At 50.7% G+C, this 26,036-nt stretch carries 19 protein-coding genes and 3 riboswitches; of the genes, 16 read left to right on the forward strand and 3 right to left on the reverse strand.

Annotation, left to right across the window (positions count from 1 at the left end; all coding sequences use genetic code 11):
• Nucleotides 1–185 precede the first annotated feature (185 nt).
• Both ACAN54_RS18925 and ACAN54_RS18930 read left to right on the forward strand, forming a co-directional pair.
• Nucleotides 186–638, forward strand: a complete 453-nt coding sequence (locus tag ACAN54_RS18925; protein WP_379158665.1) for a MarR family winged helix-turn-helix transcriptional regulator — start codon at nt 186–188, stop codon at nt 636–638.
• A complete protein-coding gene (locus ACAN54_RS18930) occupies nt 635–2,164 on the forward strand; it encodes a DHA2 family efflux MFS transporter permease subunit (RefSeq protein ID WP_379158668.1) in 1,530 nt (509 codons plus the stop codon). The genes ACAN54_RS18925 and ACAN54_RS18930 overlap by 4 nt, the downstream gene beginning before the upstream one ends.
• 91 nt (nt 2,165–2,255) lie before the next feature.
• On the opposite strand, the gene ACAN54_RS18935 is transcribed toward ACAN54_RS18930, so the two are convergent.
• Nucleotides 2,256–2,555: a zinc ribbon domain-containing protein gene (locus ACAN54_RS18935; protein ID WP_379158778.1), complete on the reverse strand. Its 300-nt coding sequence runs from the start codon at nt 2,553–2,555 to the stop codon at nt 2,256–2,258.
• Between the two features lie 97 nt (nt 2,556–2,652).
• A complete protein-coding gene (locus ACAN54_RS18940; RefSeq protein ID WP_379158671.1) occupies nt 2,653–3,594 on the reverse strand; it encodes a helix-turn-helix transcriptional regulator in 942 nt (313 codons plus the stop codon).
• 155 nt (nt 3,595–3,749) lie between these two features.
• On the opposite strand from ACAN54_RS18940, the gene ACAN54_RS18945 reads away from it, so the two are divergent.
• Complete coding sequence (locus ACAN54_RS18945; protein ID WP_379158674.1) at nt 3,750–5,018, forward strand: MFS transporter; 1,269 nt, start codon at nt 3,750–3,752, stop codon at nt 5,016–5,018.
• A 36-nt stretch (nt 5,019–5,054) separates the two neighbouring features.
• Here the strand turns inward: ACAN54_RS18945 and ACAN54_RS18950 are convergent, their stop codons facing one another.
• Nucleotides 5,055–5,729 carry a DedA family protein gene (locus ACAN54_RS18950; protein ID WP_379158677.1) on the reverse strand — a complete coding sequence of 225 codons (675 nt, stop codon included), beginning with the start codon at nt 5,727–5,729 and terminating at the stop codon, nt 5,055–5,057.
• 25 nt (nt 5,730–5,754) lie between these two features.
• On the opposite strand from ACAN54_RS18950, the gene ACAN54_RS18955 reads away from it, so the two are divergent.
• The 13 genes from ACAN54_RS18955 to ACAN54_RS19015 all read left to right on the forward strand — a co-directional run bounded on the left by ACAN54_RS18955 (nt 5,755) and on the right by ACAN54_RS19015 (nt 25,635).
• Nucleotides 5,755–7,233: a polysaccharide deacetylase family protein gene (locus ACAN54_RS18955; protein ID WP_379158680.1), complete on the forward strand. Its 1,479-nt coding sequence runs from the start codon at nt 5,755–5,757 to the stop codon at nt 7,231–7,233.
• A 148-nt stretch (nt 7,234–7,381) separates the two neighbouring features.
• On the forward strand, nt 7,382–8,740 hold the full coding sequence (locus ACAN54_RS18960; protein WP_379158683.1) for a DUF58 domain-containing protein: 1,359 nt from the start codon (nt 7,382–7,384) through the stop codon (nt 8,738–8,740).
• Nucleotides 8,709–11,219, forward strand: coding sequence for a transglutaminase TgpA family protein (locus ACAN54_RS18965; RefSeq protein WP_379158686.1), 2,511 nt, complete (start codon nt 8,709–8,711; stop codon nt 11,217–11,219). Before ACAN54_RS18960 ends, ACAN54_RS18965 begins: the two co-directional genes overlap by 32 nt.
• A 159-nt stretch (nt 11,220–11,378) precedes the next feature.
• Nucleotides 11,379–12,917 (forward strand): glutamine-hydrolyzing GMP synthase, encoded by a 1,539-nt coding sequence (guaA, locus tag ACAN54_RS18970; RefSeq protein WP_379158688.1) that lies wholly within the window; start codon nt 11,379–11,381, stop codon nt 12,915–12,917.
• A 161-nt stretch (nt 12,918–13,078) separates the two neighbouring features.
• Nucleotides 13,079–14,017: an NADP-dependent oxidoreductase gene (locus ACAN54_RS18975; RefSeq protein ID WP_379158692.1), complete on the forward strand. Its 939-nt coding sequence runs from the start codon at nt 13,079–13,081 to the stop codon at nt 14,015–14,017.
• A gap of 91 nt (nt 14,018–14,108) precedes the next feature.
• Entirely contained in the window at nt 14,109–14,717 is a 609-nt protein-coding gene (locus ACAN54_RS18980; RefSeq protein ID WP_379158695.1) for a DUF6707 family protein, read from the forward strand.
• Nucleotides 14,718–14,824: 107 nt separating this feature from the next.
• A riboswitch (purine riboswitch) is annotated at nt 14,825–14,924 on the forward strand.
• Nucleotides 14,925–15,038: 114 nt separating this feature from the next.
• Nucleotides 15,039–16,526 carry an NCS2 family permease gene (locus ACAN54_RS18985; protein ID WP_379158698.1) on the forward strand — a complete coding sequence of 496 codons (1,488 nt, stop codon included), beginning with the start codon at nt 15,039–15,041 and terminating at the stop codon, nt 16,524–16,526.
• 135 nt (nt 16,527–16,661) lie between these two features.
• The gene (locus tag ACAN54_RS18990; RefSeq protein ID WP_379158701.1) at nt 16,662–18,389 is read left to right on the forward strand and encodes a glycosyltransferase family 39 protein; all 1,728 of its coding nucleotides are present in this window, start codon (nt 16,662–16,664) and stop codon (nt 18,387–18,389) included.
• Nucleotides 18,386–22,210, forward strand: a complete 3,825-nt coding sequence (locus tag ACAN54_RS18995; RefSeq protein ID WP_379158704.1) for a phospholipid carrier-dependent glycosyltransferase — start codon at nt 18,386–18,388, stop codon at nt 22,208–22,210. The genes ACAN54_RS18990 and ACAN54_RS18995 overlap by 4 nt, the downstream gene beginning before the upstream one ends.
• Nucleotides 22,211–22,348: 138 nt before the next feature.
• Entirely contained in the window at nt 22,349–23,335 is a 987-nt protein-coding gene (locus tag ACAN54_RS19000; protein ID WP_379158707.1) for a glycosyltransferase family 2 protein, read from the forward strand.
• Nucleotides 23,325–23,729 carry a GtrA family protein gene (locus tag ACAN54_RS19005; protein ID WP_379158710.1) on the forward strand — a complete coding sequence of 135 codons (405 nt, stop codon included), beginning with the start codon at nt 23,325–23,327 and terminating at the stop codon, nt 23,727–23,729. The genes ACAN54_RS19000 and ACAN54_RS19005 overlap by 11 nt, the downstream gene beginning before the upstream one ends.
• A gap of 71 nt (nt 23,730–23,800) precedes the next feature.
• On the forward strand, nt 23,801–24,454 hold the full coding sequence (locus tag ACAN54_RS19010) for a class D sortase (RefSeq protein ID WP_379158713.1): 654 nt from the start codon (nt 23,801–23,803) through the stop codon (nt 24,452–24,454).
• A gap of 122 nt (nt 24,455–24,576) precedes the next feature.
• Nucleotides 24,577–24,659: riboswitch (cyclic di-GMP riboswitch) on the forward strand.
• A 72-nt stretch (nt 24,660–24,731) separates the two neighbouring features.
• Nucleotides 24,732–24,812, forward strand: a riboswitch (cyclic di-GMP riboswitch).
• A 13-nt stretch (nt 24,813–24,825) separates the two neighbouring features.
• Nucleotides 24,826–25,635, forward strand: a complete 810-nt coding sequence (locus ACAN54_RS19015; RefSeq protein WP_379158716.1) for a transglutaminase-like domain-containing protein — start codon at nt 24,826–24,828, stop codon at nt 25,633–25,635.
• The last annotated feature ends 401 nt before the right edge of the window (nt 25,636–26,036 follow it).

A 26,036-nucleotide genomic window follows, 5' to 3' on the forward strand; every position in this document is an offset into this window, starting at 1 on the left:
TATAAGTTGCACACTATAAATTATCCTTCTATTTCCCGCTGACCACACAAAAGATATACTCCAACATCCCGAGATGAAAATTTCAGAAATTTTCAGTAAGTGGTTGACGAACAAATAGATAAATAGTAAAATATTTCGCATGCGAAGTATTATTGGGTTAAAGGATTTCATGGAGGCGATGAATCTTGGAGGATAAAGAGCAGCAATTGGATGAGATCGTTTCTTCATTCCGCTGCATTATTCATAATTTTCAACAGCTCATGTGGAAGGATGCAGAAGAGCTGGGCATCACATCCACTCAGTTAATGGTCTTGCGCAAATTGACAACTCACCCTGATGTAGGGATCACAGAGCTTGCGGATTTGCTGCATTTGGGAAACAGCGCCGCGAGCGGTGTGGTGGACCGGATGGTGAAGGCAGGACTGATAACCAGACAACGCTCAGAGAGCGACAAACGCATCTTTAAGCTGGCAATCACCGATAAAGGGCAGGGAATCAGGGAGCAAAGCAAAAAGTCGCTTAGAAGCCACTTGGAGCCATTGTCACACATCCCAGCCGAAGATGCCAAAGAATTGCTGCGCCTGCATGGTGAAATTATTAAAATTTTAGGACAAGGGAGAGAAAATAAGAAGCTATGAGTACAATAACTGCTAACGCTGGCGCACCGTCGAAGACGATACGCAGAGGCCCGATCATTGCGGCCCTTCTAATCGGCGCATTCGTGGCACTGCTGAATCAGACACTGATGAATGTGGCGCTGCCTAAAATGATGGAGGACCTCAACATTGCCGCCAATACAGCGCAATGGTTGACTACAGGATTTATGCTGGTGAACGGGGTGCTGATTCCGATCAGTGCCTATCTGGTGGAGAAGTTTACCACCCGTCAACTATTTACTACGGCAATGATCCTTTTTTCTATAGGAACGCTGGTCTGTGCCGTAGGATCCGGGTTTGAGATGATTATGGTCGGCAGAGTGATTCAGGCTGTCGGCGCTGGTATTCTAATGCCGCTGATGAACATCGTATTCCTGCGGATCTTCCCGATTGAAGAACGCGGTAAAGCGATGGGACTGATGGCGGTCGCTATGATTTTTGCCCCGGCTGTAGGACCTACGCTGTCCGGTTGGGTGGTCCAGAACTATTCTTGGCGGGTGCTGTTCTACATTGTGCTTCCGCTGGCTATTTTCTCCACGCTGCTGGGGATGAAGACGATGCAGAATGTCGGAAAGCTGACTTCGCCCAGACTGGACAAATTGGGTGTAGTCCTGTCTACGCTTGGTTTTGGCGGATTGCTGTATGGTTTCAGTGATGCCGGTACAGATGGCTGGAATAGCGCGACAGTATATGCATGCCTGATTCTTGGCGTTGTATCTTTGGCTTTGTTTGTATGGCGTGAGCTCACTACCGACAAGCCGCTGCTCGAATTCCGTATTTTCCGCTACAACATGTACTCATTGACCACAGTTATTAACATTATTGTTACGATGGCACTGTATTCCGGTATGATTCTGCTGCCGATCTATCTGCAGACGATTCGTGGCTTTACACCTATGGAGTCGGGGCTGATGCTTCTTCCGGGCGCGATTCTGATGGGCGTAATGTCTCCGATCACAGGAATTATTTTTGATAAAATCGGTGCCAGATGGCTGTCCGTTATCGGTCTGATTATTACTACGGTCACCACTTGGGAATTCAGCCAGATTACTCATACAACTACCTACACTCACCTGATTCTGACGTATACGGCCCGGATGTTCGGGATGTCCATGCTGATGATGCCGATCGTAACCGCTGGTCTGAACCAGCTACCGCAACGTCTGGCTTCACACGGAACCGCAATGTCGAATACGCTGCGGACGGTAGGCGGAGCACTGGGGATGGCGCTGTTCGTCAGCCTGATGACCAACCGTACGAAGAGCAACATTACGGACGCTGTGATGAGCGGGGCTGTATCTCAGACCGACAAAGCGGCAATGCTCAAACTTACACAGGATGCCACGATCAACGGGATTACCCATGCGTTTACTGTAGCGACCTGGGTGACCGTTGTGGCCCTGGTGCTGGCCTTGTTCATTAAGAAAACCTCTCCGCAGCCTGACTTCCTCAAAACGGATGAAGCAGAACCTGTGCAGACACCGAAGGTAAAGTCACAGCAGGCATAAGATGATTCCTAACTGAATTCCGTACTCATATCTATGAACAAAAGGACTATCCGGCGCGGATAGTCCTTTTATTTATACTATTGTCCATTGTTTATAGGGGCGTCTGGACCTCTGCTCCTGGACTCCAGCGTTTCAAGCGCGGCAGGCTGTCTGCCAGAATACTTCGTGCTTCCGCTTCATCCATACCCTCCTCTACCATGTATCCGGCGCACACATCAGCCATCTCCTCCATAGTAGTCTCCGGTTGCTTGAATTCTCCATTCTCGTAGCAGTATACACAGTACTCTTCCGTCTTGTTGCCTTCATGATCTGTGCCCTTCAGCCCTGCCTCAGGCATAGGCATTCCGCAGCTTTGGCAGATGGGGGTTCCGCTCTCATGGGATGCTGTCATGTCCACTATTCACACGCTCCTTGGATTTGGGTCAGGCTTCCTCAGCCCGTATTCCTCCACAGTATAAAATACCTAACCTGACAGCATCACTTCAGGTTTATATACTGCCTTTATATTTGGCGGCAATTTCTGCTGCCAGCCCAGCCAGTCTGCGGCGGACCGGTTCCGGCTCCATTACCTCTACAACTGTTCCGAAGCTGAGCAGGAATCCGTACAGCCAGTTGTTCTCTGCATAGGACACCTTAACCGTATATCCGCCTTTTCCATCCGGTTCAAGCTCCTCCGTATCGAAGTAGTCTTCCGCCAGATGTCTGCCCTCTGCCGAAAAATGCAAGACAATGGCTTGTGTATTCAATGGTTCTTTCCAGCCGTCTGTCCAGGGCAGATCCTTGAGCGGGATATCCAGACGCTCGTAGCTTCGTGTTTCCTTGACCAATGCCTTCATTCGCAACAGCTTGAATAATCTGAAGTCCTGGCGTTCCGTGCAGAATCCGTATAGATACCACCCGGAGCCTTTATGTACAAGTGTGTAAGGCTCCACAGACCGGTGACTGACTTCTCCGTCTGCATTGACATAATCAAAAGCTATGGCAGTACTCTCCTCCAGCGCTTCTTTTAGAAGAGTCAGGCGCTCTTCCAACAGACCCTGCATTCCCCAGGGAGAAAAGTCGACAATCAGCTGGTTGGTTTTGTTACGGAAAGCATGCGACTTGGAGGGAGGAATCACACTGCTGATTTTTTCCATAAGCAGGTTGTGACCGCCGCCGCCGTAAGAGGATACACTTTGCAGAGCCGTGAAAATATCAGCCAGCTCACGTTCAGTGAGCACATTGCGGTCGAGCCGGTATCCTTCCATAAGGCCAATGCCGCCATTGGCACCCTGGTAGGTGACGACGGGGATACCGGCGCCGTTAATACTGTCGATATCACGGTAGATGGTCCGTACAGACACCTCGAACATATCAGCCAAGTCTTTGGCCTGGACTAGGGGCCGGTTCATCAGCAGAATGACGATGGAGAGCAAACGGTCTATTTTCACACAAGCTTCCTTCTTTCCGGGAATATTCGTATTTCCATTATCCTTGTATTCTTGCGTGGAATCAAAATAAATAAAACTTGTAATCCCATATACATTAGAATAATATCTAATTAGATAATTGTTTAATGATGAATGTGAGGGTATGCGTTGTGAATATGAATCTATTGAAGGATAGCTCATCGGCAGTACTGAAAAGGAACAAGGGAGGATATTCCAGGCTGTTTGCCGCTGGTCTTGTCAATGGCGTCGGTGACCGGTTCAGCAGTATCGCCATGCTTGCGCTGCTTCTGAAGGTGACCGGATCGGGAATGGCGGTAGGGATTGCACTGGGGATAAGAGTGATTCCCTTTCTGTTCATGGCCCCGCTTGCCGGGATCCTTGTGGGGAGGATGCCGCGCCGAACCCTTATGATGGCCGTCGATATATTGCGGATACCGGTTGCACTGTCCTTTTTGCTGGTAGATGGGGAGCACAGGCTTTGGCTGCTGTATGCAGGGAGCTTTATTATGGCGGCTGGAGAGGCTGTTTATAGTCCGGTGCGCAAATCTTCGATTCCGCTGCTGGTAAGTCCTGATGCTTTGCTAAAGATCAATAGTCTGGAGCAGCTGATGACAGGGTGTGTACTCATACTCGGAGCCTTTACAGGTGGAGTTGTGTCACTGTGGTGGGGTCCGCAAATGGGTTTTGTCCTCAATGCAGCTTCTTTTCTGCTGGCAGCACTTCTGATCCGGGGCATAAAGTTTCCGGAGACTGCGGTCAGCGAGGCGGAACAGATGGCAGCTACCGGTGCAGCAGAGAAGGTTGTATCGCAGGGTTTCCGGAGACAAGCGGGCCGCTGGCAGACTCTTAAGCTTCTGATTGGCGGCAGCCGGGTGCTGCAGATTATTATGGCCTACGAGCTGCTGGTACCCATAATCAATGGGTGGGACAATGTACTGATCAGCGTGTATGCTGTGCAGGTATTCCATATGGGGGATGTGGGAGTCGGAGCTTTTTATGGCGCACTGGGCATCGGGCTCAGCCTTAGTTTTTTTGCCGGACGGCTGCTGAAGCAGAGGCTGTTATCCATAGCGCTTACCGGACTGCTGCTGGAGGGGATTCTGCTGATGAGTATCAGTGGGAGCAGCCATTTTGGAGTTGCCTTTGTCCTGTATATTCTGCTGTCGCTGTGCGGAGGGATTGGTAATGCCTGTCTAGACACACTGGTAATGAGGGAGACGCCTCCGGCCCAGCAGCCGGTTCTTTTTGGTATATTGGCAGCGATAAGCGGCTCCCTGATTGGAGTGTCTATGTTCGGCGCAGGCTGGCTGCTGGATATCGTGGGGCCAAGAACACTGGGATTCTCAGGGGGGGCCGGTTTTGCAGGGGTGGCCTTGCTGCTTGGAGGTTTGTCTTTGCTGCGGCGGCGCAGGGAGAAGAGGTGAAGTCGGCTGTTTCTGTCACGACTAGGGGACACACCTTTATTTGGAGGGTTCTTTAACCTTGACGTTCACTTTTGAATCCAGATTCATGCCTCTTTTACGCCGGAGAAGACGGGCGCTGATGCTATGCCGGCAACGATAGAGGATAATCAGTGCTGCAAGGCCGGCAATACCGCAGGCAATCCAGACCGCATTCTGTTCAATGAGGTGAAAGATGCCCATCCACTGCGGACCGAACAATTTTCCGATTCCCAGAAAAAGCACTACCCATAGCAGGGCACCACTGTATGCATAAAGAGCAAACTTTCGGAAGGGCAGAGCGGTAATTCCGGAAAAGTATCCGGTAAAGTGCCGGACTCCGGGGATGAAGTAGCCGATGGAAACCAGTATGCTGCCATAGCGGTCGAACCAGTGCTGCGTCTTCTCCAGCTTAGTCTCTGAGAAGAGAAACCACTTTCCATAACGGCGGATAAAAGGAAGCCCGGCCTTAAGTCCGATGAAATAGGTTACAGTCATGCCAATGGTCGTTCCGGCAAAAGCTACAGCAATCAGCACAAAGAAGTCAAGTCTGCCGGTATAGGACAGGAATCCCGCAAAAGCCATAGTAGTCTCTCCGGGAAAAGGTAGAGCTACAAACTCCAGCAGAAGCCCGAAGAATAATACACTATATCCATAACTCGCGAACAATTCCTGTATCCATTTCAACATTTCCATAAGGTTGTCACTCTCCAAGGGCATCATGCCTAAGTCTATTTCGGAGCGTGTCTTCATACAATCTACCAAACGGCGCGAAAAGCGCAATAGAATGCTGGAGGTAGAGAAGATGAAAGACAGCCGGAAAAATCATATCCGCCCGATGATTCTCAGCGGGCTGCTTGCTATGGCGGTTCTAATATTTGCAGTAGGGGGTTGGGCTGTACTCTATAAGAATAATCTTCCGGCTTCCGTGACGCAAGATTTGACCTCGGTGGCGCCGGTTCCCGGCCAGCTTCAGCCGCAGCCAAGTTCCTCTCGGACTGCAGCGGCGCTTTCGCTAAATAGCAGACCCTCACAGACCGCTGGGAAATCTGCAGCGCTTAATGCGGTAAAAGCACCGGTGAAAGCTGTTGTTAAGCCAGAATCTGCTGTGTCGAAGGTTTCTGTATCTGCGCCGGACAAGCACAAGACGGTCTACTTAACATTTGACGACGGCCCCAGCAATATCACTTCGAAGGTGCTGGAGATCCTGCGCCAGCAGGGGGTCAAGGCGACTTTTTTCGTGCTAGGGGAGCAGGCCAAACAGCGGCCGGAGCTGATCAATGCTATATGGGAACAGGGCCATGCGATCGGCAATCATACCTATAATCACAATTACCATGATTTATATAGCGGGTTTACGGAGTTTTGGTCTCAAATCAAGCAGACCGAGGAGATAGTCCGCAAGATCACAGGGGTGCGCCCGCAGCTTATACGTGCGCCAGGCGGCACGTTTGGGCATTTCGACGGGACCTATTTCTACCTGCTGAAGCAAGCGGGCTATGCTGTTATGGACTGGACGGTGGATAGCGGGGATTCCAAGCGCAAAGGGGTGCCTGCAGCGGATATTTTGAAGGAATCGGTTGCAGATATGACCGCTTCCCGGGTGATTCTGCTGCTGCATGACGGGGGAGGCCATGAGCAGAGTGCGAAGGCTCTGCCGGGAATTATCGAGCGTTATAAGGCTGCCGGATATGCTTTTGGTGTATTGGATGGACAGATGCAGCCCGTCCAGTTCAGAGTATCCCGCGCCAAAGCCAAAGCGGGTCACACGGGGCCCTCCAAAGACTGGATTGCTGCCAATATAGTGCCTAACCGTGAACTGTTCGTACCAGGCAAAGCGCTGGCACTGGAAGTGGGGATGCTTGAAACCAAATTGCTGCCCGGAGAATACAGCATCCGTGAAGGACAGTATCGGGTCCCGCTGCGTGCAGCAGTGGAGCGGCTGGGTGGACAGGTCAGCTGGGATTCATCCAGCCGCAGCGGAAAGATTATCTGGAATGGACGGACCATCATAGCGGATGCTGAGCACAAACAACTGACCCTAACGGATGCGGATGGAATACAGCACATTAGTAGTGCTGATGTACAGATGATCGGTGCTTCACTCTGGGTTTCGCTCCGGGGATTGCTGGAGGCTGCCGGTCATAAGCCGCTGACAGCATCAGTGACAGTGGAAGAACGTAGGGTAAAAGCACTTTGAAATGGAGCCGTCCAGGAGGTCTAGGCACTCTTTTTCGTGGGAACAATAGACCGTATCAGGCTTCGCACCGTCATCTCAGTTAACCGGGATGGCAGCGGGGCTAGTCTATGACCAAAGGAAGGGTAGTCCATTGTCCTCTTCATCCTTAATGGAACAGAACACACTTGAACGGAAAGATCAAAATAGCAGTAATCCGACCAGGATCCAGGCTGCCCATTATGGCCGCAATGCCTGGGGAGAGTGGTTAAGAATGGTTGCTGTGGCGGGTGTTACCCTATCCCTGTATCTCTGGAGGGGAGGCGAGACGCTGTTGTTTCTCTTGACGGCCTGCGGATTGCTTATGACAGGCGGGCTGCTGCTGAAGATCTTTGGCCCGCGACAAGTGACGGTTACGCGTAGTCTGTCCCGTGTCAGTCTGGCAGCCGGGGATACTCTGGCTGTAGAAGTGCGGGTCAGCTTCAGATCAAGCATTCCGCTGCCGTGGATGGTTGTAGCCGACCAGTGGAGCAGCGGTCAACACCAGGAACTGCTTTTTCCGGGATTCCGGCGCTCCCTGACTTACAGCTATCCGCTGGTAGAAGTGCAGAGGGGTGTACACCAGCTTCAGGGATGCAGTGTAAGCTGGGGAGATATGCTCGGCTTATTCACTGGCGGCGCTCAGGCAGGGGGCGGCTACAGCTTTAAGGTCCGTCCGAGGCCTTTGTATGTAGGCGGAGCAACGCTCCATAGCAGTGCATACCCGGGGGACGTAGCGCTCAGCAGCCGTACCCGGAACTACAGCACGGAAGCAGGGGATATCCGTGAGTATGCACCAGGCGATCCGCTTAGCCGTATTCACTGGAAGAATAGTGCCCGTAAGGGGACGCTGCAGAGCCGTGTGCCCGAGAGGGAAGAGGGGCGCATGTCCTGCATCGTTCTTGCTAATACTCCCGGAGAATATCAGATTCCATACGGGGCTTTGGCGCCCCGGGGACAACGCGGTGCCGCACCTGATGCCTTTGAGCTGGCTGTTTCAGCCGGCATGGGTCTTTTACTCGCTGCTGAGCAGTCCGGTTCCTATGTGCAGCTATTCAGCGGCGGATGGCCTGAGGGCATGGCAAGACATGAAGGACTCGGACAAATTCCGTCCAGAGTGCAGGACATGCTCACCGAGATTGCCCCTGATGGCCGACGTTCTCTAAGCACTCTGCTGGAGGATGCCTCGAGGGGCTGGATTCCCGGGATGACTGTTGCAGTCATTACCGGCCGGCTGGAGGAAGAATCCGCCCGTACCCTTGCCCGTTTTCTGGTACAAGGTGTGAAGGTTGAACTCTATTATGTATGGGATCAACCCGCTCCGGAGCAGTCAGGGGGTACAGCGAAGAATCCATGGAGCCCTGCAGCAACGATTGGCGCCAGCCTGACCAGACTCGGAGCCTGTGTATACTGCCTCAGCGACAGTCGCCCGTCAAATGGATACAAGGGGGTGGGCCATCATGGGTTCCAGGAGAAGTCAACGCTTTGGTAGCGTCCAACCAGCTGCTGAGGGGGTGTCTGCAGGGAATTTAGCCATGTGGAAGATACGCCGGGAGAAAAGGAACAGTACGATTACTGCCCCGGCCGTCCGGGACCATTCGGAGAACAGTCAGGCTGATTACAGGGACAGCAGTCCTCTGCATTATCGGCTACTGTTCTCTTTGGCCATTATGGGCTTGTTCATGGAATGGCTGCTTCCGCTACTCCGGTCTGCTGTGGAGCCTGATGCGCAGCGGCTGCTGCACACGCTCATGTTCTCCGCGGCAGTATTGCTGCTGTGGGGAAGTCTTCGGCTTGCTAACTTACTACTGTACGCAGTCCAATTCATCATAATGCTCTTGACCTGGTTCTATATATGTGGCGCCAAAGAAGGAGAACGCTGGCTGAGCCTATATGCTGCCGGGTTTCCGGATGATATAGTGTTACTTTTTTCAGGACATCTCTCTGCCCTTAGCGGAAATAGCCGCCTGCTGATTCTGGTGCTGGGCTGGGGACTGCTGGTCTGCTCCGTACAACAGCTGGCCTTATATAGAGGCAGCACGCTGCTTTTTACTCTAGTAACCCTGGTTTACCTTCTAGCACTCGATATGGCCTTTACCGTGAGAACAACCGGCAATATTATTGTTGCCCTATGGCTGATTCTATGGATCCAGGCCTTGAACAGCCTGCTGCGGTTACGAGAGCGTACCGGGAGTGCTTCTCTTCCTTATACACGCTGGGGAGTGCTGGCCCTGGGAGCTGCGTTAATGTTAACATCGGCAGCCTGGACAGGGGGGCAGTTGTACGGAGCGCGTCCAGGGGGACCCGTCATGCTCCAGCCGGTCATGACCCTGCTGCAGAACTGGGCATCCGGACAGATGAAGGAGTCCTCCCGAATACATCAGAACCAATCAGGATACACAGGTTACAGTTCAGGAGAGGCAGAGCTTGGGGCTTCGTTGTCATCCAGTACTGAAGCTGTTTTTAGTGTGTTTGCCTCTCAGCCTTCTTACTGGCGCGGCGAGAGTATAGCCTACTATGACGGACGCCGCTGGATCAGGGACGGAACGGGATTTCTGCCAATTAGTCTGACCGGACTGCCTGTATTCAAGCAGGAGCTGTCCGGAAATGCCAGGGAGAGCCGCAGACTTGTTCAGCGCGTTCGATTCGCGGTTCCTTCTGCTGGCGGACTGCCGCTCTTCAGTGCTGGAACGGTGGAGGATATCCCGAATGTAATCCTGGAAGACGGGAGCCAGCTGGGTTATGTGCTTACGAATCTGGAGAAAACCAGCTTTCGGCTCCCGGAGGCGGGCGGAACCGTCCGGGTTGCAGAATACACCGTAGACTCTGTGCTTCCTGAGAGTGATCCGGCTGTGCTCGCGGCCTCATCCGGAACGGATTCTCTGTCTGTCCGCAATGAGTATCTTCAGCTTCCCGCACTGCTGCCTGAACGTGTAAGCAAGCTGGCCGCACAGCTCACAGCTTCAACAGGTAACCGCTACGGTGCTGTCACTGCTGTGCGGGATTACCTGCAAAACGGCTTCACCTATACACTGAAGACCCGGGTGCCACCCCTCGGATCTGACTTCGTGGATGATTTCCTCTTTGTCACGAAGCAGGGCTACTGCGTACATTTCGCCACAGCGATGACCATATTGCTTCGGAGCTCGGGCATTCCGGCCCGCTACGTCCAGGGCTACGGGCCGGGCACGCTGGCGCGGGAATCCGTGCCGCCGCGCTATGACGTCACACAGGGCGATGCTCACGCCTGGGTAGAGGTCTACTTCCCTGGCACGGGCTGGGTCCCGTTCGACCCCACCCCCGTTGCCGCTCCCGCCGCTGCCGGAGGCCTTGCGGCGGCGAACCCCCCGGGGGGTGCATCCTCACCGCCGGGAAACCCCGCGTCCGCTGCGCGCGGCGCGGACGTCCTGCCCGCCCTGCCGCAGGCGGGCGGGAACCCACCAGCGCCTGCGGCAGCGGCGCTGGCGGGGCTGGCCGCCGCCTGGCGCTGGCGGCGATGCCTGGCCCTGTTGCCGGCGGCGCGGCGCGGCGGCAGGGTAAGCCGCGAGCGGCAGCTGCGCGCAGCCGCGCTGGCCTGGCGAGGGCTGGCGGCGCGGTACGGCCCGCCGCCGCCAGGGGTGACGGCGAGGGAGTACGCCGTCTCCCTGGCCATTGAGGATGCGCGGCTGCGCGCCGCGCTCCGGCAGTTCATACGCCAGTGGGAAGCCCTGGCGTACAGCCGTCCCGCTGCGTCAACGCAGCCGCAGCGGCAGCCTTCCGCCATGCCGCCCCGTGCAGCGGCGCAGAATCCGTCCTTCCTGCCGCTCTGTGAAGCGGCGCTTGTCTCGTCCGCCCAGCCGCCCAGCCCAGCGACTGCCCGTACGTTCCAGCGCCAACGCAGAACTGGGACCGTAGCCGCCAGCAACAAAGCCCCCGCCGAAGGCGCCAGCTTTGTCGGCAGCTGTCTGGCAATAATCCTCCGCCTGACTTAATGACAATTTGGCGTAACCTTCAGATTGTGAACAACTGCCATATTGTTGATATTTGCTTGCTGCACAAGGGCTGAACCATTGAATAAACGTGCCTTCCTTTCCTTGACGGTAAGAATTAACCATGAGTATAATGAATCCAATAATCAAGGGAGGCACGTAATGAACAAGCCAAATGAAATTATCGTCGTTCTCGATTTCGGGGGACAATACAATCAACTTATCGCGCGCAGAATCCGGGACCTGGGAGTATACAGCGAGCTTCTGCCGTATAATACGCCAATTGAGAAGATCCAAGCACTATCGCCGAAGGGGATTGTCTTCTCCGGTGGACCAAGCAGTGTGTATGCCGAGGATGCACCTCACGTAGATCCGGCTATTTATGACTTGGGCCTTCCGATTTTCGGTATCTGCTATGGTATGCAGCTTATGGCTCACCAGCAAGGCGGAAAGGTAGAACGTGCGGACAAGCGGGAATATGGCAAGGCCAACGTTGACTTTGAGATGGACGCTGTACTTGCTACCGGTCTTGAGAGCGGTCAGACGGTATGGATGAGCCACGGCGATCATGTGGTGGAGCTGCCGACCGGATTCAAGCTGGATGCCGGCACGGAGAGTGCACCGATTGCGGCAATGAGTCATGCAGACCGCAAATTCTTCGCTGTTCAATTCCATCCTGAGGTGCGCCACTCCGTTAACGGGAATGAGATGATCTCGAACTTCTTGTACGAGGTTTGCGGCTGTGAAGGCAAGTGGACGATGGAATCATTTATCGAGGATGCCATCAAGGATATCCAGGATAAAGTCGGCGACAAAAAAGTACTCTGTGCCCTCAGCGGTGGTGTGGACTCTTCGGTTGTTGCGATGCTGATTCACCGGGCAATCGGCGATCAGTTGACCTGTATGTTTATCGACCATGGCCTCCTGCGCAAAGGTGAAGCAGAGAGTGTAATGGAAACCTTTGTCGGCAAATTCGACATCCATGTGGTGAAGATCGATGCACGCGACCGTTTCCTGGGCAAGCTGGCCGGTGTCTCCGATCCCGAACAGAAACGCAAAATCATCGGCAACGAATTCATCTACTGCTTCGACGAAGAATCGGCCAAGCTGGGTGACTTCTCTTTCCTTGCCCAAGGTACGCTGTACACCGATATTGTAGAGAGTGGAACGGCAACGGCGCAGACCATCAAATCGCATCACAATGTCGGCGGACTGCCGGAAGATATGAAATTCAGCCTGATCGAGCCATTGAACACCTTGTTCAAGGATGAAGTGCGCAAGCTGGGCGAAGAGCTCGGGATGCCGCATGCCATTGTCTGGCGCCAGCCTTTCCCGGGACCGGGACTTGCGATCCGTGTGCTTGGCGAAGTTACCGAGGAGAAGCTGACCATCGTGCGAGATTCTGATTACATCCTGCGCGAGGAGATTGCCAAGGCCGGACTCGACCGCGAAATCTGGCAGTATTTCACCGCATTGCCTAACATGAAGAGTGTGGGCGTTATGGGTGACGAACGTACTTATTCCTACACCGTAGGCATCCGCGCCGTGACCTCTATCGACGGCATGACCGCCGACTGGGCACGTATCCCTTGGGAGGTGCTGGAGAAAATCTCCGTTCGCATCGTTAACGAAGTGGACAACGTCAACCGCATCGTGTATGACATTACCTCGAAACCGCCAGCAACGATTGAGTGGGAGTAGATTTATATTGCTGCACTGCACAGGAACCTTCAAATCCACGTTTACCGTGGGATTGAAGGTTTTTTGTGGTCGTAAGGCTGCTGGAGTTGTTTGGTCATATGCATTTTTTGTGTAATTAGTTAGATAATACTTTTGAAGCGTGTATTAGAGGAGGCAAAGCAATGAAAGCCATTGTCATCGATCGTTATGGAGGCAAGGAAGAACTTCAAGAAAGAGAAGTACAGAACCCTAATCCGCAAGCACATCAGGTCGTAGTCAAAGTGGCCGCTACTTCGATCAATCCAATTGACTGGAAGCTGCGTGAAGGCTACTTGAAACAAATGATGGATTGGGAGTTTCCGATTATTTTGGGGTGGGATGTCGCCGGGACGATCTCAGAAATCGGCAGCGGGGTAACGGATTGGAAAGTGGGGGATGAAGTGTTTGCACGCCCTGAAACCACCCGCTTGGGTACGTATGCTGAATATACTTTGGTGGATGATCACCTGCTGGCACGCAAGCCTGACAACATTTCATGGGAAGAAGCTGCATCGGTTCCGCTTGCAGGCCTGACCGCTTGGCAGGCACTTTTTATCCATGGCGGACTTAGTGCGGGAGAGAAGGTATTAATTCACGCAGGCGCAGGTGGCGTGGGTATGTTCGCGATCCAGTTTGCCAAACAAGCCGGAGCCTACGTGATTACAACAGCCAGCGAGCGTAATCATGAACTGCTTGCTTCTCTCGGAGCGGACCAGATAATTGATTACCGCACAACCCAGTTTGAAGATGTTTTATCCGATGTAGATGTTGTGTTTGATACAATGGGCGGGGACGTTCAGAAGAACAGCTTCAAAGTACTCAAAAAGCATACCGGGCGGATCATATCGATTGTCAGCAATTTTGATGAAGAGCTGGTAAGGGAGTTTGACGTAACTGCTAAAAATATATGGCTGGAACCTAATGGCCAGCAGCTTCAGGAAATCGCCGGTCTCTTGGAGCAGGGGAAAGTAAAGTCAGTAGTCGGTGCTACATTTCCTTTTTCGCAAAAAGGGTTGTATGACGCCCATGCATTAAGTGAAACTCACCATGCAGTTGGTAAAATAGCTATCTCGTTCCCCTGATGCTTGCCGGTTTATCTCAATCCGTTAAAATATAAGAGCATCCCTACCCAGGGTGCTCTTTTTATCATGACTACAAGGAGCGTGGGGCAGTATGGAGGATCGGGAAACGTTATTTACACACATTGCATCAGCCTCTCTGAGCAAGAGAGTGAGCACCTTAAGCAGCAAGCTGGCCCGTAAAATGTCACCTAAAAGCGCAGCAGACATGGAGGCGCTGTCGGATCTGGCCCTTCTGCTGTATATCAACGGCGATATCGGTTCGGCTCGGCAGGTATGTGACCTGACGGATGGACTGGTATTCGATAATAACTATAATATCTGGACCTTTATACATATCATCCGGGCTTTAAAGGCAAGGATTTTACGGGAGACAGGCGAGAAGGAGCAGGCTGAGACCCTCATCGCACAGATTGAAGCGGATCATCTGACACCGGGCAAGCTGATGGACCGTGAAGCGAAGCTGGAGCTTAGGCAGCGTATCAAAAACCGTACAACCTATCAAGAACTTACCAACCAGGACAAAATTGAGCAAGCCTCGTCACCGGCCAGTGCGGCAGCTTACCGGTTCGCGGCTCTGAAGGGCATGATACAATGCCGCGAAATGGAGGGATACCCTCTCATTGACAAGGACAAGCTAGAAGAAGGGATTAAGAATTACACCGCTGAGCTGCTACAACTGCCTAATTACAGCTACGTATAGTGTACATCCTGATAAATGTCTGAATTACGAACAATAACAAATAATCTGAGTTGAATGTTCGTATTTACCATTGACAAGTGATGTCATGTACGCCTAAAATAATAAAGCGTTAAAGCAGCATAAATATTCGTATAATTCCGGGGATAGGCCTGGAAGTCTCTACGAGGTCACCGTAATGACCTGGCTACGATTAAGAAGAGCAAGGCTCCACAATCCTTCGGGTTTTGTGGTGCGAAGCTGCTCTTTTTTCGGGCCGGTGTCTCCCAAGATGCCGGCTTTTCTGTTGCTTTCGGACAACATACACCTTAGGGGGAGAACAATTTGAACCGTTTTTTCAAGTTGAAAGAAAACGGCACCACAGTACGCACAGAGATTATGGCCGGTCTGACCACTTTTATGGCAATGGCGTATATTTTGTCGGTTAATCCAGGCACACTTACCGCCTTTGGCCGTATTGACATGGGCTGGTATTCCGTATTCCTGGCAACCGCTCTTGCAGCAGGGATCTTCACCATCGCCATGGGACTGTTCATTAATTTTCCGGTAGCGCTGGCACCTGGTATGGGCCTTAATGCATATTTTGCATCCGTAGTTTTATCCTCGGCAACCACTGACCATGAGTTTACCTGGCAAATGGGTCTGACCGCTGTATTTATCTCCGGTATTATCTTTATCCTGCTTACGATCACTCAGATCCGGCAGATCTTGCTTACCGCCATTCCTGACAGCTTGAAGCATGCTATTACCGTCGGTATCGGTATGTTCATCACCATTATTGGTCTGAAGAACAGCGGACTGATGACCATCGGCGTAGAAGCCGGCAAAGACATCGCCGCGAATAAGTTCACTGATGTACTTTCCTTTGAGACAGTTATCCATATGGGCAGCCTGGAGAACACCAATGTTCAACTGGTGATCATCGGTCTGCTGCTGATCTCCATCCTGATGGTGCTTCGGGTACGTGGTGCCATCCTGTTCGGGATTCTGGGAACTACGGTTGCGGCTATTCTCATGGGCGCAGTTGATTTTAGTTCTCTGTCGAATCCGCAGACTCCATGGGTACCTGATTTCTCACAGCTGAACTTCTGGGAATTTGACTGGAAGGGCATCATGCACACGGGTATCGTATCCGCGATTGCCACATTTACATTCGTTGAATTGTTTGACACCTTTGGNGAATTTGACTGGAAGGGCATCATGCACACGGGTATCGTATCCGCGATTGCCACATTTACATTCGTTGAATTGTTTGACACCTTTGGTACGCTTGTTGGTACGGCTGAACGTGCCGGAATTATGAAAGACCCTGAAGAAGGCAAGAAGCGTGTCGGAAAAGCTATGTTCGTTGATGCAGTAGCTGTTGCCGGCGGTGCAATGCTCGGTACTTCCACCACTACTGCTTATGTTGAGAGTGCTGCTGGTGTTGCTGAAGGCGGACGTACAGGTCTGACTGCTGTCACTACCGGTGTCTGCTTCCTGCTTGCGCTGTTCCTGGCTCCAATCGCTGCTCTGATTCCAGGCTCTGCCACTGCTGCTGCGCTGATTATTGTCGGTGTGCTGATGGCACAATCGATCCGCGAGATTGATTTTCAGGATATGGTCCTGGCGATTCCAGCCTTCCTGACCTTCGTCATTATGCCTTTCACTTACAATATTGCGAACGGGATTTCGTTCGGGATTGTGACATATGTTATTCTGGCCTGTGTAGCCAACCTGGCGGGCAAAAAGAAATACGACATCCACTGGATGATGTGGGTGCTCGCTGTTCTGATCGTCCTGCGCTATCTTCTGATCGGCAGCCAGGGCTAAGTATATTAAGCGATCTAGATATACCTGAACGTACAGGTTTTTATTTGAGCGGTCTCTTCTATTTAGGAAGGGGCCGTTTTCTTATTCTGGGGAGCCTATAGGCGACTTCGGGAAAACCGCTGCAGCGGTCTTTTCTTGGGCGGGCATTTCGATTATATTGTTGAAGGGGTGATCCTATTGTCCGGCTTTTTCCAAAAAACATATCGAACCTGCAAAGACAACCCGTGGCCGCTCGTACTGTTTGTACTGGGTGCCATAGTAAGAACAGCATATCTCGGCTCCATTCCTTCAGGACTTAATCAGGATGAGGCATCCATTGGATATGATGCTTATGCGATCCTTCATTACGGGATTGACCGCAACGGCGTTCATCTCCCCATTCACCTCATCGCTTGGGGCAGCGGGCAGAATGCACTGTATGCTTATTTATCGATGCCCTTCATCTGGCTGTTTGGATTGACTCCGCTGTCTGTAAGGGCGCTTAGTCTGTTGATGGGCCTGCTTGGCATGGTTTTTTTCTATTTAATTATGAAGAGGCTGTTTCCATCCAGGGCAGCGGGTATATTCGCCATGTTTATTATCGCCATTAATCCCTGGCATATCATGATGTCCAGATGGGCGCTTGAATCCAATTTGTTCCCCACATTGATTCTGATCGCCTTCTATTTTCTGCTTAGATCCTTTCAGAATCCTAGATGGTCTTATGGCTTCTCGGTTATCCTGGCAATCTCACTGTATGCGTATGGTACAGCCTACTTTTTTGTGCCTCTATTTGCTATCAGTACAGCATTTCTTCTATTGTATAGTAGGGCCTTGAAATTCCGGACGTTTGGCTGGAACGCGCTATTATTTGTGCTCCTTGCTGTGCCTATACTATTATTTATAATTATTAATCATTTTGGCTACTCACAGATTGCGGCGGGGCTCTTCACGATCCCCAAATTAACGATGCCCCGGGTAGAGCAGATTTCTTCTGTATTCGGCGGGGAGCTTTTCAAGACAGCATCTGGAAACTTCAGTTCATTTGTCCAGCTCATGCTTAGCGGGAGTGACGGACTTCCATGGAATTCTATATCACCATACGGCTATGCTTATCCGATTGCGCTACCCTTTGCTCTGCTCGGGCTTATCATCATGATGTATGAGTTCTATCAGCGCGGACGCGAAGGGCTTGTACATATCGCCGTGCTGCTCTGGCTTGGCATCGCCATACTAATGGCTTTGATTACAGATGTGAATATCAACCGGATCAATATTATTTTTTACCCGCTAATTATGCTGGTTGCCGCAGGGGGATTCTGGCTGTATCAGCAACTTAAGCTTGCCGGTATCCTATCGGTGCTGGCATTTGCTGTGATGTTCGGCTTTTTTACAAATGCTTATTTTCGTGAGTTCCCCAAGGACATTGGCCCAGCCTTTTATGACTCATTGGGGGAGGCTATCCAGTATGCTTCAGGAGCAACCAGCGGTAACATCTATGTTACGGATAAGGTCAATATGCCCTATATCTATGTCCTCTTTTATGAACAAATCAATCCGCATGACTTCATGGATTCTGTTCGATACATCAATCCTGGAGATGCTTTTCAAAGGGTTGCTTCATTTGGCCGGTACAAATTCGGCACTCCGGATACTCAGTCTGGACCGAAGGCATATGTCTACGGAAATAATGAACCTTTACCTGCTGTAAATGGAGGCTATACGATTACTCGTTTCACGAATTACAGTGTGCTTATTTATAACCCTGCAGAAGGTATGAATGCTGTTGATGTAGAAGGAGTGCAAGCCGAGGTGCCTAATGGAGAGCTTGAAGCCAGGGCCACAAGCTGGATTAACAATGACGAGGTGAGGTTGGAACGATGATCAAGAGTACACGCGCGGCCGTAATGATGCTTTTAATGCTGTTATTGTTCATTCTCCCTGCAACAAGCAGTAGTGCGGCGGGCAATTTATTGCAGAATCCGGGCTTTGAGGATGGGGAAGAGGGAGCTCCTTCGGGCTGGACCAAAGATATGTGGATCGCAGGAGACGGCTCCGGGCTGCTCTCTGTGCAGTCTGAGGATGTCCATTCCGGGAGCAAGGCAGCGGTTATTGAGAATCTGGAGCCCAATCACCTCAAATGGGTGCAGACGATTGCCGTTTCGCCGAACAGCTACTATAAGATTTCCGGCTATATCAAAGTCGTAAGCACGGCAGGTGAAGGCCTGGGTGCAAATATTTTGCCTGTTGGCATAGGGAGCGGTTATCCCGATACCAAAAATACGGCTGGGGATTGGCAGTACCTTGAATTCTACGGTCAAACCGGCCCCGAGCAAAAAGAGCTGGGCATTGGTGCAGCCCTCGGAGGCTATGCCAGCCTGATTCAAGGCAAAGCCTATTTTGATGACCTGTCGGTTGAACAGGTGGATGCCGCTCCTGGCGGAGCCAGTGTCATCTCGCTGGATAGTGGAGCGGCAGCGGCCCAGAACGGAAGCGGCAAGGCTGCAGAGACACCACACAAAGTATCGCCTGCCAAACTGCTTCTGCTGTCAGCGCTATTCAGTATCTTTTTCGCTTTCTTTTATAATAGGGCATTCCGCAGTGACCGGCTTCTAAAACAGCCGGATGTGATCTATACCCGATGGCTTTATGTAGTCTTCGGTGCAGCTTTAATCCTGCGGATTTGGATCGGCTTGACCGCGCAAGGGTATCAGAATGATATGAATACCTTCATCGCCTGGGGCCAGCGTCTTGTGGACCTGGGGCCCGGGAAATTCTATGAAGAGGGATATTTTGCCGATTACCCTCCGGGATATTTGTATGTTTTATACGTGCTGAGTTTAATTCGCGGACTGTTCGGGTTTGCGCACGGCTCTGGAGGAGAGACACTGCTGTTTAAGCTGCCAGCGATTATTTCCGATCTGGTACTGGGCTGGCTGATCTACCGCGCAGGCCGCAAGAAGCTCGGCTCCGGCATGGCGATCGGCCTGATGCTGCTGTTCCTGTTCAATCCGGCTGTCTTGATGGATTCGGCCGCTTGGGGGCAAGCGGACTCGTTCTTTTTAGTGTTCCTGCTGCTTAGTATTCTGGGTGCTTCCGAACAAGGCTTTGTGCGTGCAGCTATCTTTTTTGCCCTAGCTACGCTTATTAAGCCACAGGCGCTAATTTTCACTCCTGTGCTGCTGTTTGCCTTTTATCATCACCGTGCGTGGAAGCAGCTGGCAGTCGGCGCTCTTTACAGTCTTGGTATCTTTGCCGTACTGGCGGCGCCATTCTTCTGGAACAACGGCGGATTAGGAGGACTTATAGATCTTTACAAAGGGACTTTGTCCTCCTACCCGTATTCCACGGTGAATGCTTTTAATCTATATGCGCTAACCGACCCGATGTGGGCTTCGATTGATACGATGTGGCTGGGAATTGCTTACCGTACCTGGGGGTTTATTTTCATCCTGGTGGCGGTTGCCCTTGCAGCTTATTACTCATTCAAAAAAGACCGCAACGATCTCTCAAAGTCCTTCTTCATTGGCATGGTCCTGATCGTGGTCGTATTCGTGTTCGGTACAAAAATGCATGAACGTTACATGTACCCGGCTTTGATCCTGTGCCTGTTCACCTATATGGGGAGCCGGGACCGGCGGTTCCTGAGCCTGTTCCTTGGCTTTACTTTGACACAGTACCTTAACGTAGGGTATACACTGGCCCATCTGAATGCCGGCAATAATCCGCCTTCGGACGGGATTGTGCTGGTGACTGCGATTGCTAATATCATTTTGGCGGTATATATGCTGTACGTAGGCTATTCCGTATATGTCCTTAACAACATTAAGGAGCTCGCACCACCCGTAACTCCGTCTGAGAAGTATGATGCGGATGTTGAACTCGCTGAGGGAATCCGCCCGCTGGTGAAGAGTGTCCGAGCCGGCAGGTTCAAGCTGCAGCGTAAAGACTGGATTTGGATGCTGGGCATTACTGCCGTATATGCGGCGCTGGCGTTATTTCATCTGGGCTCTACCAAAGCACCGGAAACCTTGTGGGAACCGGCAGCCAGCGGTGAGAGCTTCTATGTAGATCTGGGTCAGAGCAGACAGCTGGAACGTGTAAATATTTTTGGTGGTGTCGGGACCGGCAAATTCAAGCTGGAGTTCAGTGAGTCGCCGGATGCCTGGAATAGTCCCCTGGACATCAATGAAGATGTCGGCAATGTGTTCATTTGGAAAAGCCAGCCTTTGAACGTAGCGGCAAGATATGTGAAGCTGACCGTCACCTCTCCGAGCTTCACCCTGAATGAGATGGCTTTTTATGAACAAGGGGGAGGCAAAACTCCGCTGCCGGTCGTCAGTGTTACACCTGATGGTACAGTTGCCAAAAGAGGCCTGCCGTCTAACCTGTTTGACGAACAGTCCGTTATTCCAGAAAACTCCGGGTTCATGAACAGCACCTACTTTGATGAAATCTACCATGCCCGTACGGCCTATGAATATACCCATGGTATTGTTCCATATGAGAATACCCATCCGCCTCTCGGCAAGCTGCTAATCTCGGTTGGTATGGAACTGTTCGGCGTCAATCCGTTCGGCTGGCGGGTGATAGGTACCCTTTTTGGGATTGCAATGCTGCCGCTGATTTATATCATGGCCCTTAGACTATTCCGAAAGAGTCTTTACGCAGCCCTGGCTACCGGATTGTTCGCACTCGATTTCATGCACTTCACCCAGACGCGCATTTCGACCATCGACGTCTACGGGGTATTCTTTATCATGCTGATGTTCTATTTCATGCAGCGGTATTTCACAATGAATTTCTATCGTGTACCGCTGCGGCAGACGCTGGCGCCTCTATTCTGGTCGGGTCTGTTCTTCGGAATCGGCGTAGCCTCTAAATGGATTGTAATCTATGGAGGAGCCGGGCTTGCTATTATGCTGGCACTGGCCTTGTTTGAACGTTACAAAGAATACAAAGCAGCGGGACGTTTGCTGTCTGAGGGTAGAGTGGGGGATCAGGAGCTCGCAGCAGCCTGCCGTACCGCAACCGGATCATTCTGGAAGAATACTATTCTAACCCTGCTCAGCTGTCTGTTGTTCTTTGTAATCATTCCAGGCATCATCTATAGCCTGTCCTTTATCCCCGTGCTGTCTGTCTCGGCAGATGGCTACACGTTCAAAGGTCTGATTGAAGCGCAAAAGAACATGTACGATTATCACAGCCAGCTTGTTGCCACCCATCCGTTCGCTTCTTCCTGGTGGGAATGGCCGTTCATGAAACGGCCGGTGTGGTTCTTCAGCGGCGGCGAAGGCCTGCCGGAAGGACAGGTGAGCAGCATTGTCACGATGGGCAATCCGCTGATCTGGTGGACCGGCATCTTTGCGATGCTGGCCGCGGTCTGGTTTACAGTGAAACGCAAGGACAAGAACCTGTACATGATCTGGATCGGGTTCTTCTCACAGTATGTACCGTGGATGCTGGTGCCGCGTGAGACATTCCTATACCACTATTTTGCGATGGTTCCGTTCATGATTCTTGCCATTGTATATATCCTGAAGCTGCTCGACAGCAAATATCCTGAAGCCCGCTACATGCGTTATGTCTACGTAGCCGGAGCTGCACTTCTCTTTGTATTGTTTTATCCCGTACTTTCAGGTATGCAGGTCAGTAAAGACTATGTGGACGTTATGCTGCGCTGGTTCCCCTCCTGGGTATTCTGATCTGCTGACGTATGCTTACGGAGCAGGTGCATGTCTTTTGAAGAGTATAAAATACAACCAGGTATATGCTTTCGAAGTGAGTCTTGATCGAAGTCAAATCTTGAAGCATATGCTGACAAAATATTAGGAGGAACAAAGGTGAAAGCCAGATACAGTGTAATTGTCCCCATGTTCAATGAGGAGGAAGTCATTCAGCATACGTATGAGCGTCTCACAAAGGTAATGGACGGATGCGGAGAACCCTACGAGCTGGTCTTCGTCAACGATGGAAGCCGGGACCGTACCGCCGAGATTATGCGCAGGGTCAGCAATCAGGATGAGCATGTCAAGCTGATCGATTTCTCGCGCAACTTTGGCCATCAGGTAGCGATTACGGCGGGGATGGATTATGCAGAAGGCGAGGCGGTCGTAGTTATTGATGCGGACCTGCAGGACCCGCCGGAGGTTATTTTGCAGATGATCGCGAAGTGGAAAGAGGGTTATGAGGTTGTTTATGCCAAGCGGCTCAAACGCCACGGGGAGACCTTTTTCAAAAAAGTAACCGCGAAGATCTTCTATCGTCTGCTCAGCAGCATGACAAGTGTAGATATTCCTACTGATACTGGAGATTTTCGTTTGATCGACCGTAAAGTATGCGATGTCCTGCGCGGCCTGAAGGAGAAGAACCGTTATGTGCGCGGACTGGTAAGCTGGGTGGGTTTCCGGCAGACCATGGTTGAATACGTGCGTGAAGAGCGTTTTGCCGGTGAGACCAAATATCCGCTCAAGAAAATGATCCGGTTTGCGCTTGACGGCATTACCTCCTTTTCCCATAAGCCGTTGAAAATAGCTTCGTACATCGGATTTTTCCTATCCTTCTCGAGCTTTCTTTACTTATTCTTTGTTTTGTTCCAAAAGGTTTTCACCTCATGGACCGTGCCGGGCTGGGCTTCTATTGTTGGCGTCAATCTGCTGTTTAACGGTATTGTGCTGATGCTGTTAGGTGTAATTGGTGAATACATCGGCCGTATATATGATGAGTCCAAGGATAGACCGCTGTATATCGTGCGCGAGACCAAGGGCTATAGGGACGTTAATGATTCCGTACGTGCGGACATGCGGAAGGGAAATAATGATGTCCAATAAGCAGCTGAATGCAGGATTTATCCAGTTTTTAAAATTCAATGCCATAGGCCTGCTGAATACATTGATTGATTTTGCCGTATTTACCTTGCTGCACTCGCTAGGAATGATGAATACACCGGCCCAGATTATTTCTTACAGTGCAGGGACAGCCAATAGCTTTATCTGGAATAAAAAAGTGACTTTTAAGGATCAGAACCGGGGGAGACAGGACGGCTTTGACCGGATGCAGCTGGTAAGGTTTATAGTACTGAATCTCGTTGTGCTGGGCATATCGGTATTGCTTATGCATTTGCTGACAGACCGCTTCGGATTTCAAGTGCTTATTGCCAAAGTGCTGGTTACAGGTGTGACCGTGGTTATCAACTTTTTTGGAAGCCGGAAGTGGGTATTCTGAAAAGGGTTCATCAAAGGACGAGGAGCTTTAGAGCTTGGGTCTGCACCAACTAACTTACGGAGGTGATGTTCATGCGCAAGTTCTCTTATTTTATTATTCTTGCCGGAATTCTTATTATGCTGTACCCCAAAGCAAATGAATGGTACAACGATTGGCAGCAGCAAAAGCTATTGGAAGAAGCCGAACAAGTATACAGCGAAAGTGCGCCTTCAACGTCTCCGCAGTCTGACCTGAGCAAGCAATACGCTGAAGTCACCCAGCTTCTCACAGAGGAGTCCTCAGAGAGTCAGGTGGAGGCAACAGAACCGCCATCTGCCGAAATTCAGCTGGGCGGGAAGATTACGGGCATCATCCGGATCGACAAAATCAATCTGAAGCTTCCTATCCTGGAGGGTGCCACCAAAGCCAATATGAAACATGCTGCCGCCCATATGAAAGAGACTGCTGCCATTGGGCAGGTTGGGAATGCTGCGATTGCTGCCCATAGATCAAGAACGGCCGGGAGGCTTTTTAACAGACTGAATGAAGTGGAGATCGGCGATACCATATCCGTACAGACGAGTGAGCAGGATTACAGGTACGTGGTGTATGATATTTCGATTGTTGAACCTACGGATATTTCTGTTTTGAATGGGCAGGGGAAAGACAAAATCCTCACTCTGATTACCTGTGATCCATTGGTGAACCCAACACATCGCCTGATCATCCACGCTAAGTTATCCTAAACTCGACAAACTGTGACTTAAAGTCCAGTACACTAAAGATTTTATCGATAAATAGTCGGAATCTAGTGATTTTGATCTTGTTTATAGAGATGAATATGGTAGTATATAACTATAAAAGCTAAGCACGATAACGGCAAACCTATCGAAAGGTAGGGACGCAAAGCTAAAGGGCCTTCCCTCTATAGGATGGCAGCCAGCTCCCGAATGAAGAGGCTTTTTTTGTTTGTTCCTTATATGAATCTAGCAATCACTATAGAAGCAAGAACAGATAAAGCTTATACGATAACGGCAAACCTATCGAAAGATAGGGACGCAAAGCTAAAGGGCCTTCCCTCATGGATGGCAGCCAGCTACCGAAAGGGGTTTTATCCTTGAAAAAGATCTATTTTATGTTGTTGACACTGTTCGTAGTCGCTACTTCCGTTCAAGCAGGTTCGGCTGAAGCTGCCAGCACGGATACAGGATGGTTAAATAGATCGAAGCTGGACCAAGGGGTAATTGCAGTCTCTTATGATGTACCCAAGGACAAACGTATTAAGCTAATGGTCACTAAGGACAACAACAGCTATACTTACAATCTTTACGCATCTAAGCCGACTGAAACGTTCCCATTGCAGCAAGGGAATGGCTCTTACAAGATTTCGGTTCTGGAGAATACTACCGGCAACAAATACAAAGTGCTTTCCTCCGAAACGGTAGATTTAAGACTAGATAATGTTAACACCGTATATTTGAGCTCTGTGCAGAATGTGAAATGGAGTTCTTCTGATAAATCAGTTCTCAAAGCCGCTCAGCTGACACAGGGATTGACCACCGATGAGCAGAAGGTAAAAGCCATTTATAACTTCATTGTATCTAATGTGAAGTATGACTATACTCTGGCCTCTACGGTTACGACGGATTATATTCCGAACAATGACAATACACTGCTCACCAAGAAGGGCATTTGCTACGATTATGCTTCATTGTTTGCAACCATGCTTCGCAGTCAAGGTATACCGGCTAAGCTGGTAATGGGGAATACAAGTTATGTAACTTCCTATCATGCTTGGAATGAAGTATTGCTTAATGGCAAATGGGTAACGGTTGATACTACAGTTGATGCTGGGCTGGGAAAGAGTACCCAGGCTGCAGCATTGATCAAAGTAGCGAGCAAATACACGGCAGCAAAGTTCTACTAATAGGAGTAGAAGTGTAATTAAATAATAAATGCGATTTGAAGATAACCCTCTTTGATGATTAAGTGGGTTATCTTTCTTTTTTTAAAGGGGTTGCTTTTTCATAGGACTATAGGGTATTATAAATAAGCGTTGTTGGAGCATTGCTAAGTAATCGAGAGTGACTGAGTAAATCATTCGAGAAAAAAGAACTTGCATTGCTCGAACGAATGTGATATATTATAAGAGTTGCTGGTGACGAGATAATCGAAGCCGACAACGAGCTTGATCTTTGAAAACTGAACAACGAGTGAGTGGGATTTCACGCAAGTGAGATCCAAAAATAGAGAATGCAAATTCTCGTCAGATGTTTCAAAATGAGCAATCGCTCTTTCTAAATACCAATTTGGAGAGTTTGATCCTGG

It is taken from the genome of Paenibacillus diazotrophicus (assembly GCF_042610465.1).

Bases quoted from the DNA above. Each gene is read 5' to 3' on its own strand.
- ACAN54_RS18935 (WP_379158778.1), bottom strand. From the start codon at position 2,555: ATGACAGCATCCCATGAGAGCGGAACCCCCATCTGCCAAAGCTGCGGA.
- ACAN54_RS18945 (WP_379158674.1), top strand. From the start codon at position 3,750: ATGAATCTATTGAAGGATAGCTCATCGGCAGTACTGAAAAGGAACAAG.
- ACAN54_RS18995 (WP_379158704.1), top strand. From the start codon at position 18,386: ATGATCAAGAGTACACGCGCGGCCGTAATGATGCTTTTAATGCTGTTA.
- ACAN54_RS18955 (WP_379158680.1), top strand. From the start codon at position 5,755: ATGCCTAAGTCTATTTCGGAGCGTGTCTTCATACAATCTACCAAACGG.
- ACAN54_RS19005 (WP_379158710.1), top strand. From the start codon at position 23,325: ATGTCCAATAAGCAGCTGAATGCAGGATTTATCCAGTTTTTAAAATTC.
- ACAN54_RS19010 (WP_379158713.1), top strand. From the start codon at position 23,801: ATGCGCAAGTTCTCTTATTTTATTATTCTTGCCGGAATTCTTATTATG.
- ACAN54_RS18975 (WP_379158692.1), top strand. From the start codon at position 13,079: ATGAAAGCCATTGTCATCGATCGTTATGGAGGCAAGGAAGAACTTCAA.
- ACAN54_RS18965 (WP_379158686.1), top strand. From the start codon at position 8,709: ATGGGTTCCAGGAGAAGTCAACGCTTTGGTAGCGTCCAACCAGCTGCT.
- ACAN54_RS18930 (WP_379158668.1), top strand. From the start codon at position 635: ATGAGTACAATAACTGCTAACGCTGGCGCACCGTCGAAGACGATACGC.
- ACAN54_RS18980 (WP_379158695.1), top strand. From the start codon at position 14,109: ATGGAGGATCGGGAAACGTTATTTACACACATTGCATCAGCCTCTCTG.
- ACAN54_RS18960 (WP_379158683.1), top strand. From the start codon at position 7,382: ATGGAACAGAACACACTTGAACGGAAAGATCAAAATAGCAGTAATCCG.
- guaA (WP_379158688.1), top strand. From the start codon at position 11,379: ATGAACAAGCCAAATGAAATTATCGTCGTTCTCGATTTCGGGGGACAA.
- ACAN54_RS18950 (WP_379158677.1), bottom strand. From the start codon at position 5,729: ATGGAAATGTTGAAATGGATACAGGAATTGTTCGCGAGTTATGGATAT.